Origin of the sequence: Halorutilus salinus (assembly GCF_026242195.1) — an archaeon.
In the GTDB taxonomy this organism is placed as follows: Archaea; Halobacteriota; Halobacteria; order Halobacteriales; family Halorutilaceae; genus Halorutilus; species Halorutilus salinus.
The window spans coordinates 106,232-125,445 of the sequence record NZ_RKLV01000002.1; the positions used below are offsets into that span (position 1 = coordinate 106,232).

Below are 19,214 nucleotides of genomic sequence, written 5' to 3' on the forward strand. Positions count from 1 at the left end.
CGTTCGGTTTCCGCTCCAACGGCGATGAATACTTGACCGTCGGGGATATACGTTGAGCATGAAGGTACTCGTCCCTTACGACGGCTCCGAATACTCCAAGGACGCGCTCCGACACGCTGTCGACACGTACACCGACGCGGAGGTTCACGTCCTCCACGTAATCGACCCCGTGGGCAGAGGCGGGAGGAAACAGCCTAAGGCGGCTTGGTGGAACATGTGGTACGAGGATCGTGAGAAGCACGCCGAGAGCCTTCTCGAAGAGGCGCGTGAGACGGTTGAGGGACACGAAGCCGTTACGACCGAATACCGTACGGGAAAGCCCTCGGAGGAGATACTCGACCTCGTACAGAACGGTGACGTAGACGTTATCGTGATGGGGAGACAGGGCGAGGCGGGTCTGTCGCGCGTCCTGCTTGGAAGCGCCGCGGAGAAGGTCGCGCGCCACGCCGACATACCCGTCACCCTCGTGGGTGAGACGAGTTAGAAGATCGGAACGTACGCGAAGAAGACGTACGAAAGACCCGCGGCTACTGTCGGGCTGATAATCCACATCGATACGAAACGTCCGACTGCGCGCGGGTTGACGAGGTTCTTACCCGATACTATATCAGACGGCTCCTCCTCGCCCATCGACGGTACCATTTCGGGCGTCTCCGCCGTCAGTGCCGAGATTGATAGCTCTACATCGGCTTCCCTACGCGCGTACTCTGCCGCGGTCGCCGTGCGCGTCGCGCGTCCCCAGCCGAGTCCCACGATACTCATAACGGTAGCCATGACGAGGGATATCGGAACCCCCAGCCAAGAGAGGAATGTGGTTATGCTCGAAGCGACGATAGCGACTATAAGCGCGCCGAGCAACGGAAGCTCCGTCAGGTCGTCGCCGACCGAACTCATCGTCCGTCTCGCTATGGTAAACCCGCCTATGCTGACCGACAGAGCCGCGAGGAGTATCGCCGGGTTTTCGTCGAGCGTACCGCCGCCCACGAGCGGTGCGACGGCGTTCGCGGTGTTGCTCGCGCCCGCACTAAACGACATGTAACATCCTATGACGAGTATCAGAAAGACACCCAGAAGCTCACGGTTCGTGGTGTTCTGACCCTTCGCAGGCTTCGGTATCCTACCCGACCTGTCGAGTCTCAGAAGCCGACCGTGGGACTGTCTCAGACGGAAGTATAGGTCGAGGTACGGGTAGAAGTACCGGCCTATCACCATACCTATCCAGAAGGCTACCGCGGGCGTCATCATCCACCACATGAAGATACGTCCGAGCACCTCCCAGTTGAGTGCGTCCACCGCCGCGCCGAGTCCGGCGATCGAGCCTGTTGCGACCATCGATGTCGGTACAGGAACCCCGAAAAGGTTGGCTATGAGCATACCGAGTCCTATGAAGAACAGGACGGCGGTGCTCGCCACGAGCGTGAACTCGTCCTGTGGTACGATACGTCCGCCGAGCGTCTCTATGACGTTACGTCCGACCGTCCATCCTCCGACGACGAAGAAAACCGACATCAGACCCGCCGCGGTGGTCTTGCTAACCACGTTCGCGCCCACAGCCGGACCCCATGCGATACCCGTCGAAGAGCCGCCTATATTGAAGCCAACGAAGACGGCGACCAGTACCCCAAGCAGAACGAGCGCCGAGATCATACAACAGAAAAACGGCTACCTGAGATAACGGTTTTGTCTTCCCGCGGGCTTACTTCCAGTCCTCGGAGCCTTTCTGCTTAAGCTCCCCTTTCGCCCTACGCCCGCGTCTCAGAGCGACGGCGACGAGCGCCGCGTAGAAGACTGAGACGCCGCCGACGACGTAGCTTCCGTGTACGTTCCCCACCGAAGCCGTCTCGACGGGTCCCGCGCCGTCGGCGAACGCGGTGAGGCGTATCACCCACGCACCTACGAGCACCGTAATGAGAGGTAGATAGACACGCCGTAGACGCCTCGAAACCGCCTCGACCGCGGGCGTCTTCACCGCGGGTTCGCGCAGGTCGTCGCTCAGTAGCTCGCGCCAGTTCAACTGCTCCGCACCGTCGGCTTCGAGCGCGTTGGCGAAGACGTTCTCCTCCAGCAGACGTACACGTGACCTCCATATATCGTAGACACGGTACCGGCGCGCCTCTATACCGAGGAACACGGTTACGGTCGCCACGCCGACGAGTACGACGTAATGGGGACGCGTCTCCGACGAGAAAGCCCATGTTAGGAGCGTCGCCGTTAGCACGACAGCCCAGTTGGTCGTCCTGTCGATACGTGTACGCCAAGCCGTCGTACGTCCGAGTTCACCGCGGTACAGATGCGCCATCATCGACAGAAAGTCGGAGCGTTCGTCTGCTATATCTCCGGCTATCTCGCCCCCTTCCGCGTCATCTTCGTCGGGTGGTGCCTGCGCCATACCTACCGTACGTGACCTAACGTGTAAATCCTACGCCGGTTCAGGCTGACTGTGTACGTCGCTGGCGCGTTTCCGTAATTACGAGAACTCGCAGAGTTCTCTCATTAGGAAACGCGCTGTGACAGCGCGTTTCCGTAATCACGGGAAATCGGAGATTTCCCTGATTAGGAAAAACTCCCTGACGGAGTTTTTCCGTAATCGTTAATAACCGTACGCGCCGAACAACATCTACTCAGGAGAAAGAGGTGCAAGAATGGCTGACAAACCCCACATGAACTTGGCTGTAATAGGCCACGTCGACCACGGAAAGAGCACGCTCGTAGGACGCCTCCTTTTCGAGACGGAGAACGTCCCCGAGCACGTGATTGAACAGTACCGCGAAGAAGCAGAGGAGAAGGGCAAGAGCGGGTTCGAGTTCGCGTACGTGATGGACTCGCTCGACGAGGAGCGCGAACGCGGCGTTACCATCGATATCGCGCATCAGGAGTTCGACACCGACGAGTACTACTTCACCATCATCGACGCGCCCGGGCACCGCGACTTCGTCAAGAACATGATTACGGGCGCTTCGCAGGCTGACAACGCCGTACTCGTCGTTGATGTCGGCGACGGCGTCCAGCCGCAGACGAAGGAACATGTCTTCCTCGCCAAGACGCTCGGTATCGACGAACTCATAATCGCCATCAACAAGATGGACACCGTCGACTACGACGAGTCCGACTACAACCAGACGATCGAGGAGGTCAAGGAACTCCTCAAGCAGGTGCAGTTCAACACCGACGACACGACGTTCATCCCCGTCTCGGCTTTCGAGGGCGACAACGTCGCGGAGCCGAGCGACAACACCGACTGGTACGACGGTCCGACGCTCCTCAAGGCGCTTAATAACCTCGCGGAGCCTTCGGAGCCGACCGACCTTCCGCTCCGCCTCCCCATACAGGACGTTTACTCGATTTCGGGTATCGGTACAGTCCCCGTCGGACGTATCGAAACCGGCGAGATGGAGCCGGGCGACAACGTGACCTTCCAGCCGAGCGATGTTGGTGGGGAGTGTAAGACGATAGAGATGCACCACGAGGAGGTCGACTACGCGGGACCCGGCGACAACGTCGGCTTCAACGTACGCGGCGTCGGTCAGGACGACATCCGCAGGGGCGACGTATGTGGTCCCGCAGAGAACCCGCCCACGGTCGCCGAGTCGTTCCAGGCCCAGATCGTCGTGATGCAACACCCCAGCGTCATCACCGCGGGCTACACGCCCGTCTTCCACGCACACACGGCGCAGGTTGCGTGCACAATAGAAAGCATCGACCAGAAGCTCGATCCGTCGAGCGGCGATGTCGAGGAGGAGAACCCCGACTACATACAGGCGGGCGACGCCGCGGTCGTCACGGTTCGTCCCCAGAAGCCGCTCTCCATCGAACCCGCAAGCGAGATTCCGCAGTTAGGGAGCTTCGCCATCCGCGACATGGGACAGACCATCGCGGCGGGTAAGGTTCTCACCGTAGACGAGCGATAATGCAGACAGCGCGTGTACGCCTGTCCGGCACCAGCCCTGACGAGCTGGAAAACATCACGAGCCGTATCAAAGAGATCGCAGAGCGCACCGGTGTGAACTTCTCGGGTCCGGTGCCTCTACCGACGAAGAACCTCGAAATACCCGTTCGCAAGTCGCCCGACGGCGAAGGCTCGGCGACTTGGGAGCACTGGGAGCTACGCGTCCACAAACGCCTCGTCGACCTCGATGCCGATGAGCGCACCCTGCGACAGCTCATGCGCGTGCAGGTTCCCGAAGACGTCTCGATAGAGATAGAGCTGGAGAACTGAGAGCGCGACAAGGAGCGTAAGACGGATTACGGCGCATCCTCTACGTGTTAACGTGGGCCCATAGATCAGTGGTAGATCGCTTCCTTCGCAAGGAAGAGGCCCCGGGTTCAAATCCCGGTGGGTCCACTCGTTATCGTCTAACCCAACCGTATCTGTCAGGTACCGTCCTGAACCAGACGTTCCGCCGGCGTCGCCAAGCCGTTCGCTCCGGCGGTCGGCTCACCCTGTTTCAGACGAGACTTAAACTGCCCCGTATCGTGGGAGAAACCGACTTGTGTACGATAACGAATTATACTGTATGTCAGTACCCGGCGAGATAGACCGTTACTTCGAGATGTCCGACGAAGAGCTAAAGAACAACCTAACGTCGCTCCTTAACGACATCGACGATGTTGAGGCGCTCGTCGAACAGCGCTCCGAGGACGTTCCGCGTCTCCTCAGCCGTCTCGACGGCACGGATGTCGAGGAGTTCGCCAACGACGCGCCCGAGGTCGCCGAGGAGTTTCAGGACTTCCTCTGGGATGCGACGAGCGCGCTCGTCGACCGCGACGAGGAGCTACAGGAGAACATCACGCAGAACGCGACGGTCAACTTTGAGGCGGACGACTCGCCGATGCGCGGGCACCTCCGTGTCGAAGACGAAGCCGGTACGCTCGAAGGCGGTGCGGGACACGTCGACGGCGCGGATCTGCATATCACAGGACCGTCGAACACCCTCGCGGGCATGCTTACAGGCTCGACCGACCCCGTGCAGGGGTTCATGGCGGGCGAGTTCGAGATGGACGGCGATGTCGACACCGGAATGGAGCTTGCTTCCGTGATGACCCCTGTACACGAGCGCCTTAACAAGTACGCCGACGAGGAGGCGACAGACTGAGACGGTACGACGTACGCTGACCACATGAGGTCGGTGAGTGCGATACGCGTCTCGCATTCGAACCCTACGGGCTGAGACAGACCGTGTAGCGGGATAGATTTTTGTATCAGCGCTCTTACAACTACTAAACATGTCGACAGAAACGCAGGAGGTAACCGTGAGGTTTGAGACGGACGAGGCGGACGAGGTTGCGGAGGAGGTACGTGCCGCGGTTGAGGAAACGTTATCGGGGCAGAAGGCGGACGGCTTCGTGCGTGACACCACCGACGGGATCGCGCGTGTCGCACGCGAGGAAGGCTTCTCGGACAAGGTTGTCGTTGACGTAGCGGCTTCGGTCAGCGACTCGGTAGACGAGGCTGGCTTCTCCGACGACCTCGTTGACGAGGGCGCGGACACTATCTCCCAAACCATCTCCGAGAACGACCACGCCGACGAGATGGTAGATCGCGTCGGTGACGAGATAGTGCGCCTTCTGCAAGGACCCAAGTCGGACGAGATCGTGCAGGACGTTGCTGACATAATCATCGCGCGCCTACCCGGCGTCCGACGCGTCGGTATGCTCAAACGCGCGATCAAAAAGATAGCCGACAGACTACTCGGAAAACGCGCCGACCTCGTCGTTGCGGACGTGGGTGACGTCATCGTAGACAAGATAGTCAACGAGGGTCACGCCGACGAGATGGTTGAGAACACGCTCAACATCGCGGGCGGCGAGGTGATCGAAGGAGGTGACTCACACGAACTCGTCGACGCGCTCGTTATGATGGCGGCGACGGAGATAGCCCGACAGGAGGCTTCGGAGGAGGTCGTCGAGGACGCCGTGGGCGCGCTCGCCGAGAGGTACGTCAACGAAGGGGCTTCCGACGAGTTCGTTACCGCCGTCGCCGACGCTTGCGAGCAGAACCTTTCGGACGAAGACCTGCGCCAGCTCGCCGAGGGGATAGGACAGGAGTAGACGCGGTACCGTCTATCTCAGAACCAGAAGCCCCGAACCCCAGTCTGTGTCCGAGTCGAAGGCGTCGGTCGTATCCGAAAGCGAAGACGAGATTATGATGAAAGCCGCGAACAGCATCAGGTACACACCGTATCCGACCTCTGTCGTCACAGCACCGAAGCTGTCCGACCTCTCCACGAGTATAAAGACGGTCGTCATACCGCCGAGTAACATGACGTACCCGCCTGCGTGGTGAAAGACGGCGAGGAACGAACCCGCGAGAACGACGACGACGAGTATCAGTACGACGAAGCTTATATGAGCCTCAACGCCCGCCGCCGCTGTCGCCAAGACATCGACGACCGACTCCGCTGTTTCGGTCGCTCCGGGTGTGATAGGCGTGCGGAAGTACGGCGTTATGAGAGAGGCAAGCCCTACGCCTACCCCGACGGCGCGTATAAGCGCGGGTTTGTCAGTCGTCCTGTCCTTGCTCCCCGTCTTGGCGTCGGCGCTCGTTGCCTCTTTCACACCGAGCGCGAGACCCGTCACTGTCAGCCCGAATCCGAGAACGAACGACATCATGCTTATCTCCCTCCCCGCTACGCCGGAGATCCCTACCACCATGAGAGCCGCCCCCGTTGTGGGTAACGCTAACGTAGAGTTGCTAACCACCGTTCCACCCAACGACGGTAAGCGCCGGCGAGTAATAAGCCTTTACCGAGCCGGAAGGTCGTCTTTGCTCCCGTACGGTCGGCTTAACAGGGACGTTTCGTTACTCCATCAGAAACCTTTTGAGCGGATAAACGGATTAAAGAACGATGACCCAACTCAGGCTCTCCAACACGCTGTCGGGTGACACGGAGGTCTTCGAGCCTTTGGACGACGACCGCGTTCTGCTCTACGTCTGCGGTCTTACGGTGAGCGACGACCCGCATCTCGGACACGCACGCACGTGGGTCTCGTTCGATGTGCTCCACCGTTATCTGGAGTACAAGGGCTACGATGTCGAACACGTTGAGAACGTCACCGACGTTGACGACAAGATAATACGGCGCGCAGAGGAGGAAGGTAAGACAGCCGGGGAGGTTGCGGCGCGGTACGCCGAACAGGTCTACGACGACATGGTTGCCCTGAACCTCCGGCGTGTCGACGTACGTCCTCATGTCACGGAACACGTCGACGACATCGTACGTATGGTTGAACGGCTCGTCGAACGAGGCTACGCGTACGAAGCCGAGGACGGCGTCTACTTCGACGTCTCCGAGTTCGACGCCTACGGTAAGCTGTCGGGACAGCGTGTCGATCAACTCGAACAGGGCGAGGAGGGAACCACGAAGGAAGCGCCTGAGGACTTCGCACTCTGGAAGCTCGCCGACGGCGAGGCACCCGACGAAGAGCCGACTTGGGAGTCCCCGTGGGGCGAAGGGCGTCCGGGATGGCATATAGAGTGTAGCGCGATGTCGACGACCCATCTCGGCGAGACGATCGATATACACGGCGGCGGGCGTGACCTCGTCTTCCCTCACCACGAGAACGAGATAGCACAGACGGAGGCGGCGACGGGCGAGGAGTTTACGCGTTACTGGCTACACGTCGGCTCCCTCCGTGTCGACGACGAGAAGATGTCTTCGTCGCTTGGAAACTTCTGGACGGTCCATGAGGCGCTTGAGGAGTACGACGCCAACGAGATACGCGGCTTTCTGTTAGGGACACGGTACACGAAGCCTCAGCGGTTCACGCGCGATGCTCTCGACGACGGCGCGGCGCGGTGGGAACGTCTACGGAACGGCTACAGGACGTGCGAGGAAGCCATGGACTCGGAGGAGGCGCGTGCGAAGGAGACCGACGGCGCGTTACGCGATGCGACGGAGGAGGCACGCGAAGCCTTCGTGGAGGCGATGGACGACGACCTCAACACGCCCGAAGCGCTCGCGGCGCTCGACGGTATCGTAGACGCCGTAAACGCTGAAGTTGAGGAACCGCCGTACGACTACGCCGGTCTTTTTTGCGCTTGGCGCGCGCTCGACGAACTCGCGGGCGACGTTCTCGGATTCGACTTCTCGCGCGACGGCGACACCGCGCGCGTCGTCGGGTCGGTTCTCGCTCTCCGTGAGGAGATGCGCGACGAAGGTGAGTACGAGACTGCGGACGCGTTACGCGACGCCCTCGAAGACGCGGGTGCAGAGGTACAGGATACCGACGACGGCGCTACGTACAGGCTTTAGTAGCCGACGGGACAGCCACGTACCTCGCCGCCGCGCATACCGTCGGCGAGCCAGTAGACCGAGAGCGCGAGCAGTACGAGCGCGACGAGCGAGAACTCCAAGCCGTTGAACGGAAGTAGCGTTAGAACGCCCGCCGCACCGAACAGCGACAGGATGCCCGCGAGAACCGCGGTGCCGCACGCGGCGCATCCCGCGCCGAGGACGCCGAGAGCCATGCCCGCGGCGCTACCCGAACCTTCGCGCAGAGAGACGCGGTTCTCACGCAACTGGTACGTCAGCATCGACAGGTTGACTCCAAAGAAAGCGGCGACTACGAGAAGCACGACGCCCTCCGTCGCCGTGAACGCCGTCCCGACGAACGGGTAGAGTCCGAACAGGACGGCGAGGCGCGCATCGAGCGCGAGGGTCCCCGACACAACCACGTTTATGAACAGGTTGATGTTCTGCGAGACGACGAACAGGTTAAGACCGACGAATCCGGTGACGGCGGACAGCGCCGCGTACGCGGGCGACGAGTTGACCAGACGCACCGTCCGTGCGACGAGTCGTGCGTCGTCCGTGTTAGTCGGTAGCCTCATAGTCCGAGCGCGTTTCTGAAGACCGACGTCGACTGTGGTCCGACGACCTGTGCAACCACCTCGTCGCCGTCTACGAGGAAGAACGTCGGCGTTCCGCGGACACCGGCGCGCTCGCCGACGCTCATGTCCGAATCCACCTCGTCGTCGTACTCGCCGTTCCGCGCGCTCTCAACTATACCGTCCGCGTCGACGGACGTGTCCCCGAGGAACTCACGCGTCCTCGGCAGGACGTCGTCCGTCGTGAAGTCGAACTCGTCGTAGTAGAAGCTCTTGAGTTCCCAGAATACGTCCTCGTCGCTCGCGTACGTCGCTTCGAGAGCCTTCGACGCGTCCGTGCCCCAAGGCTGGACGGGCTGGGTAAACAGACGGTAGTAGAAACGCGTGTCACCCATCTCTATCATCTCCTCGCGCATCGTCGGGAGGACGTTGGTCTCGAAGCTATGGCACGAATGGCACGAAGGGTCTTCGAAGGCGACGACCGCAGTCGGCGCGTCCGACGCTCCCAAACTCGGCTGTTCTTCGAGTCCGTCGGAGATAGGGTGGGAGTCGAGGGGTACGGTGTCGCCTTCATCGTTGTTTCCGCCTAGACAGCCCGTCACACCGACCGCACCCGCGGCGGCGACCGAAGCCATAAATCTACGTCTGTCCATGCGGAGATTACCCCGCGCCCACGGATATACCTGATGCGGGCGTGTTACACCGAAGCAATCTCTACGAAGTTCTTGAAGATACGGTCTCCGCCTTCGGTATGAGACACCTCCGGATGCCACTGGACGCCGTAGACGGGACGTGTCTCGTGACGCATCGCCTCGACCTCGCAGACGTCGCTCCGCGCGGTTCGGACGAAGCCGTCGGGAACCTCCTTTACCTCGTCGGCGTGCGACGCCCAGACCGAAACCGTCTCACCCAGACCCGCGAGCACACCCGAGTCGTCGAGTATCTCTACCTCAACGTCTGCGTATCCGCCGTACTCGCCAGCCTCTACACGCCCGCCGAAACGATCCGCGACTATCTGGTGACCGAGACAGATTCCAAGCACCGGCACGTCCCTTTCGAGGTACTCGGCGCTGTTCCCCGCCTCGTCACGCGACGGACCGCCGCTGAGGACGACGCCGTCGGCGTCGGCGAGAACGTCGTCGACGGGCGCCTCGTTGTCGACGACCTCGCATTCGACACCGAGTTCGCGGAGCGCGCGCCCTTCGAGATGCGTAAACTGCCCTCCGTTGTCGATTACGGCTATCACGGTCACCCTTCGCGCGGAACGCACAAAAACGCGCGGGTTTCCGACGGACTAAGATATATATGTCCGCGCTCCGACCTTCGTCCATGCCTTGGTTCCCGACGGTCGAATGGTACGACGAGTACCGCGAGGTTCTGAACAACAACCCGCGTTTCCGCAACCTCATACGTGACTGGGGCGAGGGGTTCAACGGCTCATTCGTTTTCGAGGTACGTAACATACCTGTCGATGACCACACGCTCGACGACATCCCCGACGAGATGCTCGGCGTCGACAGGATGCCCGACGAGATCTGGGACGACCTACCCGAAGCCCTCGAAACCGAGATAAAACGTGAGGGCATCGACAAGCCCGTCTACAGGTCGTTCAGCCTCCTCGACGAGAGCGTCCGCGATGCCCTCTCGGATGAGATTCGCGCGCTCCTCGAAGAGTCGGAGGAGCTTTTCGACGCCGACCCGACGTACGTCGAGGCTGTCGACGAGATCTCCGAAGAGCTACGTGACTTCCTACCGCCGCATCTCGACAGCCTTGTTCATCAGCTCGAAAGCTTCGTCACCGACGACCACGGTGCGTACGCCTACCTCGATATCGACGACGGTGAGGTTTCTGAGGCGCGCGCTCTCGAACCCGACGAGGTTGAGAATATAGACGCGGGGTTCCATCTCTACGGAGACTACGACGACTGGGAGTACTTTATGAAGAGTGACGAAACCGTCATAGGCGTCGTCATGGACGAGGTTCTGAAGCCGGAGGGTCAGATGCTGACGCTTATGGAGTACGCCGACGCACTAAACGAGATGGGCGAGACGCGCCACGACGTAGAGACGCGTTACATATTCGATGTCGGCGAGACGGATACCGACGCCGAGGAAAAGGCGACGCCTTAGCTGTCGGCGTCGTCGACGACCTTACCGCCCTCTGTCTTCGCGCCGCTCTTCTCTACGTTGTACTCCATCTTCTCTACGAACTCCTCGCGCATGTCGATACCGCAGATACGTGCCATACCGAAGGCTACGATCGCAACGTCTGCGAGTTCCTCGCCCACGGCGTCCTCCTTGTCCTTGTTGACCGCCTCGGCGAGTTCGCCTAACTCTTCGGTAAGCATGGAGATCCAGAGGAGTTCGTCCTCCTTCGTACCCTCGTGGTCTATACCCGCGGCGTCGTGGAACTCGCGCGTAAGCCGTTTGTACAGATCGTCCGTATCCTCTTCCATGCCGAACCCGTGTCGGGGCGACGGTTAAACCTAACGCGCTATCTTCAGACCGATGAGCGTCGTCTCGAACAACGTCACCATCGTCAGCGCCACCATCAGACCCGCAAAGCCCGTCGGGTCGAGCGAACCCGCGAGGAGCGCGGCGGCGGTTATGCATCCTCCCCAGACGTAGAGGCGTTTGTCCTCGAACCAACGTACGGAGGCTACACCCATCTTGACGCCGAACGTCATCAGAAGCGGTATCTGGAAGACGATACCGAAGGCGAGAGCGACGAGAAGTATTATGTTGAAAGTCTCGCTTAGACCCAGACCCGCAGTAGCGACGCCCTCGGAGTAGAAGATGAAGTAACGGAAAAGCAGGGGTAACGCGAAGAAGTACGCGAAAGCGAGACCCAGCGCCGTGAGTATCAGCGACGCGGGAACGACGGAGATGAAGTACCGGCGCTCGTTCGGGTACAGACCCGGCTTCATGAACTCGAACGTCTCGTAGACCAGAACCGGTGTAGCGACCGCCAGACCCGCAACCGCGCTTAGCTTCAGACGCGTCAGGATCTCACCGAAAGGCTGGTAGACATGCGGGTCGGATTCGACGAAGTTGTACCATATCGTCTGTAGCAGACCCTCTGACATGACAAAGACGACAGCCATTACGACCGTCGAGGCTATTACAACCACCATGACGCGGCGCACGAGTTCCTCTATATGCGCCGTCAGCGGCATCTCTTCGTCTGTCTGAATCGACACACCGGCGGTATGCCCGCTCGGCGCATAAAGCCTGTGTTGGGCGCGCGTAAGCGGAAAGGTTGATACGCGATGCCGACCAACCACCGACGATGACCGATACCGGCGGCTTCGTGCGCGGAGCCTACGACATACTCGACGCGGCGCGCGAGAACCTCGTGACGGTTCTCGTGTCGTTCCTTCTCGGTCTCGTATCAACCGTTCTTTTCTTACGCCTTTATCTCTTCGACAAGATACAGGAACAGACGCTTGCACGCGCCGCGGCGCAGGGGTACGACGTTGAAACCTCGTTCGTCAACCCGTTTGAGGTGATACTCCTACAGGCGAAGATAGGCGTCATCGCGGGGGTTCTGGTCGTCGTTCCTGTCGCCGTCTACCTCGCGCGTGGCTCGTTGAAGAGACGCGGCGTATGGTTTCCGTCGTCGTCACGTCCCCGTGTCGCGGGCTTCCTGATCGGCGTCGCCGGTCTTTTCGCCGTCGGCGTCGCGTACGCCTACGTCGTCATGATCCCGTACATAATGAGGTTCGTAGCCGCCATCGCCGTACGTGCGGGTGTACGTCCCTTCTTCCGTATATCGAGCTTTATCGACTTCGTCCTCGTCTACTCGGTTATCTTCGGCGTCGCGGCACAGCTACCTCTCCTCATGGTCTTTACCGTACGTTCGGGCGTCGTCTCTTACAGCTTCTACCGCGACAAATGGAGGCATTTCGTACTCGTCGCCGCCGTCATCTCCGCTCTCGTAACCTCACCCGATCCTATGACACAGGTCGTCGTCCTCGGTCCCCTCGTAGCCGTCTACTTCCTCGGTCTCGGTGCCGTCCGTGTCTTCGCGAGTGAGAACCTCGACGAGGAGACGGCTATAGCGGTCGATGAGACAGCCGAAGCCGACCAAGACCAAGGCGGTCGCCCTTCGAACGCAACCGCCGAGGGTGCGAAGGCGGCGACGCGATCCGCGGCGGAGGCGGGTGTCGACGCCGTTATGGATCGCGGTGCTATCGACGTTGCGGGCGCGGTTTTCAAGGACATGCGTTCCCATTCGAAGAAGCTCGGAGGTGTCTTCCTCGTCGTCGCGTCCGTCTCCTTCTACTGGCTCATCTACCACGGTGTCGACGCCATACGCCGGCAGACGGTCTCTCAGATGCCTCCCGAACTCGCCTCACAGGTCGAGACCGTACAGCTTGAGATATTCGAGTTCGTCTTCCTCGTCGTCAAGTACAGCGCGCTCGCGGGTGCGGTTGCGACGGTTCCGTTCGTCGTCTACTACTCGCGCGAAACCCTCATCTCCGAGAACGTCATAGGCGGCGACGGCTCACCCCTCTACTACGTCTCACGCGCCGCGGTCGTCGTCTCACTCTTCCTCGCCGGCGCGGCGTACGCCTACTACGGCACCATACCCGTGCTCGTCAGCGTACTGTCCAACTCGATCGTGGAGAGCGGAATGGAGGCGACTTTCACCGTCGGCGAGTTCATCGACTTCGTCTTCATAGTCACCGTACTCGTCGGCGTCATGGCTGAGATGCCCGCGGCGATGTACTTCCTCATCTCGTCGAAGCTCGTACGTTACGAGACGCTCAAGTCCAAGTGGAAGCACTTTACGGTCGTCGTCTTCGTCGTCGGCGCTCTCGTAACCTCGCCCGATCCGTTTACGATGATAGTCGTCGCGACGCCGCTTTCGGGCTTCTACCTCGTGTCGCTCGTCGTCACACGTGTCCTGTGCCACGGTACCATAAAGAAGGTGCGTGACGAGCGCAGTCAGCTAGGGCTGGCGGGCGAGAGCAACTGAGCGCGCGTCGGCGACACGGTTATGTTCCGTGCGTCCGACTCTGGGACATGGTCGAACACGTACTCGTACCTGTCGACGGCTCTCCGGGGTCGAAGAAGGCTTTCGAATGGGCGCTCGACGAGTTCGACGCGCAACGCGTCACGGTTCTCCATGTCGTCCATCCCTCGGACACGAGCCGGGACGAAGGCGAGACTGTCGATGTTGCGAAGGTGCTGATGAGCGGGGCGGTTGATGTTCTCGACGGCTTCGACGCCGAACGCGAGGGCGTCGGTATAGAAAGAAAGCTCACCGTCGGTAGAAACGAAGGCGACGCTATCGTGCGTTACGTCAAGGACAGCGATGCCGATACCGTTGTCATGGGAAGCCACGGACGTACCGGCGTTTCGCGCGTCGTACTCGGAAGCGTAGCCGAGAACGTCGTACGCAGGTCGCCCGTTCCGGTCGTCGTCGTACGTTAGGCTCCTGAGATACGTCTGTAGACGGAGCGCGCGCGGTCACCGACGCCTTCGGCTACCCATGTGGCATCGTCCCTGACATCCCTCAGAAGCTCGCCGCGTACGCTTTCGCCCGCGTCGTCCTCGCCGAGAAAACCGGCGACGCCTTCCCACGTCTCGTCGTTGTAGAACATCGTGACGTGTCCCGTCAGGAAGTCAGCGCGTCTCACACAGTTTCCCGTTCCTCCTGTTAGCTCCGACAGACAGCCGTCGGCTATCTCCGAAACGCTCCTTCCGACACGGACGTTGGTGTCGCCCTCGCGCGTCTCTGGAAGCCTTGCGTTCTTACGCGGTATGACGAGAGGGTCGTTGAGCGTGTAGACGGCGCAGTAGTCGACACCGTCGGCGAGACCCGGGTCGTTGAGCGTCCGTAGGAACTGGCTTCCCGGCGACAGGTCGCGCGCGCCCTTGCTACCGAGCACGGGGATACCGAACGGTACACCTACCAACGTACCCTGATGCGGGGAGCCAAACGTGAGTATACTGTCGACCTGTTCCTCGTACCCGAGCTTTTCGACGAAGTACCGCGCCACCATACCGCCCATAGAGTGACCTACGACGACTATCTCAGCCCCCTCGTACTCCTGTTCGAGCGTGTCGTACATATCCTGTACACGTACCTCGACCTTCTCAGCGTACTTGCGCGGCGAGTCGACGGTACGCGCCAGACCGTCGAAGTTCACCTCGATGATGTCGTAGCCCCAGTACTCGAACTTCTCACGTACGGGTCTCCACCACGGCGTAAAGTAGTCGTCGGCGAATCCGTGGGCGACGAACGCGACTTTCTTAGCCATCCGTTCCCCGTAGTACCGACGGGAAGTAAAGTCTTACCGCGACCGTCGCCGCCAGATTCATACGGTACCCGACGAACCGTACCGTATGCGTCTACGAGACCTACGTAACGCCGACCTCGACGACCTAAACGTACTGTACGAAGACGCCGATCTTCCCGAAGAGACGCCCGAAGGCGGTATGCGGGGTGCCGTACTCGCCGGACGCGGACCCGCACGTACCCCTCTCTGGAAGCGCACGGTGAGGTACGCGCCTTGGTCGGGTATGCGCCTCGGAGATACGGCGGGTGCGCCCGACGAGGACGGCATAAACCGTCTCGGCTACGGATCTCTGACGTTCGAGAGGTACGGCTTTGAGTCGTACGTCGAGAGCGACAGGGACGACGGCGCGCTCGTACTCGACTACGACGTACGCGAGAACCCGTACGCGCTCCGTCGTCTCAAGGAACGCGTCCGGCGCGTCGACGGTCTCTACCTCGGTAAGGCGTACCTACGTGTCGGCGGTACGGAGGTCTTCCTCCATTACTACGCGATGGAACCCGCCGAGCGCGAGATACCGATAAGGGGCTAACACCCGACATACCCGCGAGCAGTTCGCCTATGATATTATCGACCGGTATAATTATTTATATTGATGAAGTCCGTACTATTCGATATGAAATCGCCGCACCGGTTCGCGCTGGCGGCAGGCTTGGTCGCAGTCTCGGGTGCCGTAAGCGTCCTTGTTGCGCCGGAACTACCCGAACGGATGGTGACTCATTGGAACGCTACGGGCGAACCGGACGGCACGATGCCGAAGTCGGTTGCACTCGCTCTCTTTCCCACGCTGACGGCTCTCCTCCTCGGTATGTTCGCCGTCATTCCTCGCATTGATCCGCTTAGCGAGAACATCGACGAGTTCCGCCCGCTCTACGACCGGTTCGTCGTTGGCTTCACGGCGTTCATGACGATACTCCACGTGGGAATCGTCGCGTTCAACCTCGGCTACGAGTTCGACTTCATACAGTTGGTGCTGGTTGCTGTGGTCAGCCTCTTCTATTTTGTCGGTGTCCTCCTCAACCATGCGGAACGCAACTGGTTCGTCGGCATCCGGACGCCGTGGACGATGAGTAGTACCGAGGTCTGGGAGCGGACTCACGATCTCGGTGCGAAACTCTTCAAACTCACTGCGGCTGTAGCACTGGTGGGGTTGCTCTTTGAGGGGTACGCGATCTACTTCATAATCGTTCCGGCGCTTCTGACGGCCGGCATCACGTTTGTCTACTCGTACGTTCTATACGAGCGCCTTGAGAACGAGCCGGGTGGCGTGTAGCCGGGTAGTTTCAACAGAGGTATCGCATTCGTCCCCCGTGTTCCCTGCCACCGACGCGCATCGGCTTCCACGACCCTGAGTAACGCCCGCCGCCGCGCGTCCGGTTCGTCCATCGAGTCACGGACGCTTCGTCAGGGACTGTCGGAACACCCGGTTCACGTACACGTTCTCCGGATCGTACCCCAGAGTCTGACGGACGAGCCCGTCGAAGACACGCGTACACGGCAAGGGCGTCGTAACCGACATCATCCGTCTGCCATCCTCTACGTCACGCCTCTACTTCAACGTGCAAACCTGAGAAGCTAAGAGATCTGTTCCTCAACCACAGCATCGACCTCGTCGACGAACTCCTTGACGGAGCCTTCGGGTATCGTCGCGCCCGCGGCTATGTCGTGACCGCCGCCGTCGCCCCCGACCGCCGACGAGCATTCGCTCATAACCTCTGCGAGGTTGAGTCCGCGACGTACGAGCGACTTGGTGGCGCGCGACGAAACCTTCTTTTCGCCGTCCTCCTCGACATCGGCGAAGGCTATGACGGGCTTCCCTCTGTTGACACACGACTTCGAGTAGCTCATACCTGCGATGATACCGACGATCGTATCCTGTATCTCGTCGCCCGCGTCGAAGTACTGGACGTTGTCCATCTCCGTCACCCCGTTATCGCCGACGTACTCGACGCCGTTACGCAGGTTGCGTCTGTGCCCACGGAGTAGCTCGCGCGCCTCGGCGAGCGCCTCATCCCTGTCGCCCTTGCAGACGGAGAAGCCGACATCGGCGCGGTCGTACCGCGCCGTCGAGTTGAGGAGTGTCGAGAACTCGCTTGCGTCACGTAACTCCGTACCCGGTTTCTCTTCGAGCAACGTGTACGTCTCGCCGACGAGTTCCTCTATCTCCGACGAGTCGACGCCGTTCTCGACGCATTTACTGAACAGCGCGTTCGTCAGGAGCCGGCGTTCGTCCTCCGAGAGATCGACCCACCGACGCCAGTTGCCGTCCTCCTTCGCCTCAACACCCGCCTCTTCGAGTAGCTCCTTCGCACCCGCCGAGTTCTTCGACACACCGGGTATGAAGACGTCTGTCGAGTATTCGAGTAGCTTCGGGAGCGCGCGCGTCTGCCTGCCGAAAAGGAGCAGATCCTGCTTGGCTTCGAGGACGCCCGCCTCGACACCTTCACGTACGACGACCTTGTTCGCGCCGCTCAGACCGCCGCCTTGGTTCTGCATGTCGCCGACAGCGCCTACGACGGCGAGCGCCGCTAGGTCGCGGTTGTTGCCGTCTTCTCCCTCAAGCGCCCTGCCGAGGACGTACGCCGTACCTGCGCCCGACAGTTCGGACGAGCCGTCTATGTCGAAAAGAAGAGGGTTGAGATGGTACTCCGCCTCGGCGTCGGTTGCCGGCTGGTGGTGATCCGCCACCACGGGCGTGAAGTTGCGCGTCAGTACCTCGTCGAGTATACCGCTTCCGAAGTCGGTGAAAAGAACGGCGTCGTGACCCGCTTCCTCTATACCGTCGAGGTCTTCGTCGTCCAACTGCTTCGAGAAACGCGTCTCGTGCTCTACCCCGGCACGGTCGAGCGCTGTCGAAGCCACGCCTGCGCTCGTCAGACCGTCGGCGTCGATATGCGATATGAGGAGGAGGTCGTCGGCGTCGCGCAGGAAGCCGGCGCAGTCGTGTGCGCGTTCGAGAAAGCCGTCGTCGAGTTCTTCCATACGTTGGGATACGTCGCGTCCACAAAAAAGACCGCGGTTAGCCCTCGTCCCTGTCGACGAACCCGAAACGTGCGCCGCCGGCGTCGGCGTCGGTGACGTTCACCGACCAGCGGTGAACCTCTGCGGTACGGCGTACCGTGGACAGACCGAATCCCCCGCCTCCCTCCTTGGTGCTGTATCCGCCTTCAAAGACCTGTTCACGGTCTTCGGACGGTATGCCGGCTCCGTCGTCCTCGACGTAGAAGACGCAGTCCTCGTCCGTACCTATCTTGATATCCGCCCCGTCGGTATGCTCGACGGCGTTCCTGAAAAGGTTCTCCAAGACGGTTCTGAGCCTGTCCCTGTCACCCCGGAGTTCTACCTCGGTTTCGACATCGACAGCTTCCTCGGACACGGGCACCCCATCGACGGCTTCCTCTACGACCTCGGACAGACGTAGACGTTCGGGTTCGTAGACCTCGTCGCCTTGACGCGTGAAAGACAGAACCTCGTTTATGAGGCGTTCCATCCTCCCATGGGCGTTCTCGACCTTACCGAACCTCTCTTCAGCCTCCTCCGCTTCCCCATCCCGCGCAAGATCTAACTGCCCCTGAGCGACGTTAAGCGGGTTACGCAGGTCGTGCGATACGATGCTTGCGAACTCGTCGAGACTTCTGTTTCTGTCGCGCAGAAGACGGTTGGTGCGTTCGAGTTCGTCAGCCTTCCGAACCAGAGCCGTGTAGTAGTAGCCTGTTGCGGTGCCGAAAGACGCCGTGAGCGAGACGCTACTTATCGTAAAATGGAAAGCCTGTTCGGGAAAGACACCGCCGAGAAGCAAGACGTACCACTGGTTGATAGCCACCCCCATCGTCGCCGAGACGACAGCCCATAGGGCGACGGAGGCGACGAACTCCGGGTCGCGTCTACGTCCTATACCCACACCTGCCCCTGCGACGAGGAGTGCGAGCGCGAGCGGCGCGCTCGTGTTGACGATCGTCGAGATCGCCGTTTCGGGCGATACCAGACTGTAGACAACGACGACAGCCACCGTACCGAGACCTACGGCTGTAAGCGACCATCTCTTTATGAGACGGACCATGACAAGCAAAAACGGATGCCCT

Annotated in this window: 22 protein-coding genes and 1 tRNA gene; 12 read left to right on the top strand and 11 right to left on the bottom strand. The window is 60.6% G+C overall.

Annotation, left to right across the window (positions count from 1 at the left end):
- The first annotated feature begins 58 nt into the window (after positions 1-58).
- The gene (locus EGH25_RS02320) at positions 59-484 is read left to right on the top strand and encodes a universal stress protein (RefSeq protein ID WP_266085888.1); all 426 of its coding nucleotides are present in this window, start codon (positions 59-61) and stop codon (positions 482-484) included.
- On the opposite strand, the gene EGH25_RS02325 is transcribed toward EGH25_RS02320, so the two are convergent.
- Entirely contained in the window at positions 481-1,647 is a 1,167-nt protein-coding gene (locus tag EGH25_RS02325; protein ID WP_266085889.1) for an inorganic phosphate transporter, read from the bottom strand. The genes EGH25_RS02320 and EGH25_RS02325 overlap by 4 nt on opposite strands.
- Before the next feature lie 49 nt (positions 1,648-1,696).
- Positions 1,697-2,389, bottom strand: a complete 693-nt coding sequence (locus EGH25_RS02330) for a DUF2270 domain-containing protein (RefSeq protein WP_266085891.1) — start codon at positions 2,387-2,389, stop codon at positions 1,697-1,699.
- 253 nt (positions 2,390-2,642) lie between these two features.
- Here EGH25_RS02330 and tuf point away from each other — a divergent pair, with 253 nt between their 5' ends.
- From tuf to EGH25_RS02355, 5 genes are all read left to right on the top strand, one after another.
- The gene (gene tuf / locus EGH25_RS02335; RefSeq protein ID WP_266085893.1) at positions 2,643-3,908 is read left to right on the top strand and encodes a translation elongation factor EF-1 subunit alpha; all 1,266 of its coding nucleotides are present in this window, start codon (positions 2,643-2,645) and stop codon (positions 3,906-3,908) included.
- Entirely contained in the window at positions 3,908-4,216 is a 309-nt protein-coding gene (gene rpsJ, locus EGH25_RS02340) for a 30S ribosomal protein S10 (protein WP_276591873.1), read from the top strand. The genes tuf and rpsJ overlap by 1 nt, the downstream gene beginning before the upstream one ends.
- Before the next feature lie 54 nt (positions 4,217-4,270).
- Positions 4,271-4,342 (top strand) — tRNA-Ala (locus tag EGH25_RS02345).
- Positions 4,343-4,514: 172 nt separating this feature from the next.
- Entirely contained in the window at positions 4,515-5,093 is a 579-nt protein-coding gene (locus EGH25_RS02350; RefSeq protein ID WP_266085895.1) for an SCP2 sterol-binding domain-containing protein, read from the top strand.
- Between the two features lie 130 nt (positions 5,094-5,223).
- Positions 5,224-6,048 (top strand): hypothetical protein, encoded by an 825-nt coding sequence (locus EGH25_RS02355; protein WP_266085897.1) that lies wholly within the window; start codon positions 5,224-5,226, stop codon positions 6,046-6,048.
- Between the two features lie 12 nt (positions 6,049-6,060).
- Here EGH25_RS02355 and EGH25_RS02360 read toward each other — a convergent pair whose 3' ends face one another.
- On the bottom strand, positions 6,061-6,699 hold the full coding sequence (locus EGH25_RS02360) for a hypothetical protein (RefSeq protein WP_266085899.1): 639 nt from the start codon (positions 6,697-6,699) through the stop codon (positions 6,061-6,063).
- A 146-nt stretch (positions 6,700-6,845) separates the two neighbouring features.
- Between EGH25_RS02360 and cysS the strand changes: the two genes are divergently transcribed.
- On the top strand, positions 6,846-8,252 hold the full coding sequence (cysS, locus tag EGH25_RS02365; protein WP_266085900.1) for a cysteine--tRNA ligase: 1,407 nt from the start codon (positions 6,846-6,848) through the stop codon (positions 8,250-8,252).
- On the opposite strand, the gene EGH25_RS02370 is transcribed toward cysS, so the two are convergent.
- From EGH25_RS02370 to EGH25_RS02380, 3 genes are read right to left on the bottom strand one after another with little or no spacing between them, the layout of a single operon-like run.
- A complete protein-coding gene (locus tag EGH25_RS02370; RefSeq protein WP_266085902.1) occupies positions 8,249-8,830 on the bottom strand; it encodes a hypothetical protein in 582 nt (193 codons plus the stop codon). The two genes, cysS and EGH25_RS02370, sit on opposite strands and share 4 nt — an antisense overlap.
- Positions 8,827-9,480, bottom strand: coding sequence for a DsbA family protein (locus EGH25_RS02375; RefSeq protein WP_266085903.1), 654 nt, complete (start codon positions 9,478-9,480; stop codon positions 8,827-8,829). The genes EGH25_RS02370 and EGH25_RS02375 overlap by 4 nt, the downstream gene beginning before the upstream one ends.
- A gap of 44 nt (positions 9,481-9,524) precedes the next feature.
- Positions 9,525-10,079 (bottom strand): GMP synthase subunit A, encoded by a 555-nt coding sequence (locus EGH25_RS02380; RefSeq protein WP_266085904.1) that lies wholly within the window; start codon positions 10,077-10,079, stop codon positions 9,525-9,527.
- Between the two features lie 77 nt (positions 10,080-10,156).
- On the opposite strand from EGH25_RS02380, the gene EGH25_RS02385 reads away from it, so the two are divergent.
- Complete coding sequence (locus EGH25_RS02385) at positions 10,157-10,957, top strand: hypothetical protein (RefSeq protein ID WP_266085906.1); 801 nt, start codon at positions 10,157-10,159, stop codon at positions 10,955-10,957.
- Here EGH25_RS02385 and EGH25_RS02390 read toward each other — a convergent pair.
- The gene (locus EGH25_RS02390; RefSeq protein ID WP_266085908.1) at positions 10,954-11,283 is read right to left on the bottom strand and encodes a MazG nucleotide pyrophosphohydrolase domain-containing protein; all 330 of its coding nucleotides are present in this window, start codon (positions 11,281-11,283) and stop codon (positions 10,954-10,956) included. The genes EGH25_RS02385 and EGH25_RS02390 overlap by 4 nt on opposite strands.
- A gap of 30 nt (positions 11,284-11,313) precedes the next feature.
- Entirely contained in the window at positions 11,314-12,027 is a 714-nt protein-coding gene (tatC, locus tag EGH25_RS02395) for a twin-arginine translocase subunit TatC (RefSeq protein ID WP_266085910.1), read from the bottom strand.
- Between the two features lie 89 nt (positions 12,028-12,116).
- Here tatC (EGH25_RS02395) and tatC (EGH25_RS02400) point away from each other — a divergent pair, with 89 nt between their 5' ends.
- Entirely contained in the window at positions 12,117-13,808 is a 1,692-nt protein-coding gene (gene tatC / locus EGH25_RS02400) for a twin-arginine translocase subunit TatC (protein WP_266085912.1), read from the top strand.
- Positions 13,809-13,855: 47 nt separating this feature from the next.
- Entirely contained in the window at positions 13,856-14,266 is a 411-nt protein-coding gene (locus EGH25_RS02405; protein WP_266085913.1) for a universal stress protein, read from the top strand.
- Here the strand turns inward: EGH25_RS02405 and EGH25_RS02410 are convergent.
- The gene (locus EGH25_RS02410) at positions 14,263-15,096 is read right to left on the bottom strand and encodes a lipase family alpha/beta hydrolase (protein ID WP_266085915.1); all 834 of its coding nucleotides are present in this window, start codon (positions 15,094-15,096) and stop codon (positions 14,263-14,265) included. The genes EGH25_RS02405 and EGH25_RS02410 overlap by 4 nt on opposite strands.
- Positions 15,097-15,181: 85 nt before the next feature.
- On the opposite strand from EGH25_RS02410, the gene EGH25_RS02415 reads away from it, so the two are divergent.
- Complete coding sequence (locus EGH25_RS02415) at positions 15,182-15,664, top strand: hypothetical protein (RefSeq protein WP_266085916.1); 483 nt, start codon at positions 15,182-15,184, stop codon at positions 15,662-15,664.
- Positions 15,665-15,748: 84 nt separating this feature from the next.
- On the top strand, positions 15,749-16,405 hold the full coding sequence (locus EGH25_RS02420; protein ID WP_276591882.1) for an SdpI family protein: 657 nt from the start codon (positions 15,749-15,751) through the stop codon (positions 16,403-16,405).
- A 302-nt stretch (positions 16,406-16,707) separates the two neighbouring features.
- Here the strand turns inward: EGH25_RS02420 and recJ are convergent, their stop codons facing one another.
- The gene (gene recJ, locus EGH25_RS02425) at positions 16,708-18,114 is read right to left on the bottom strand and encodes a RecJ family nuclease (protein WP_266085919.1); all 1,407 of its coding nucleotides are present in this window, start codon (positions 18,112-18,114) and stop codon (positions 16,708-16,710) included.
- 37 nt (positions 18,115-18,151) lie between these two features.
- On the bottom strand, positions 18,152-19,192 hold the full coding sequence (locus tag EGH25_RS02430) for a sensor histidine kinase (protein WP_266085920.1): 1,041 nt from the start codon (positions 19,190-19,192) through the stop codon (positions 18,152-18,154).
- Positions 19,193-19,214 lie beyond the last annotated feature (22 nt).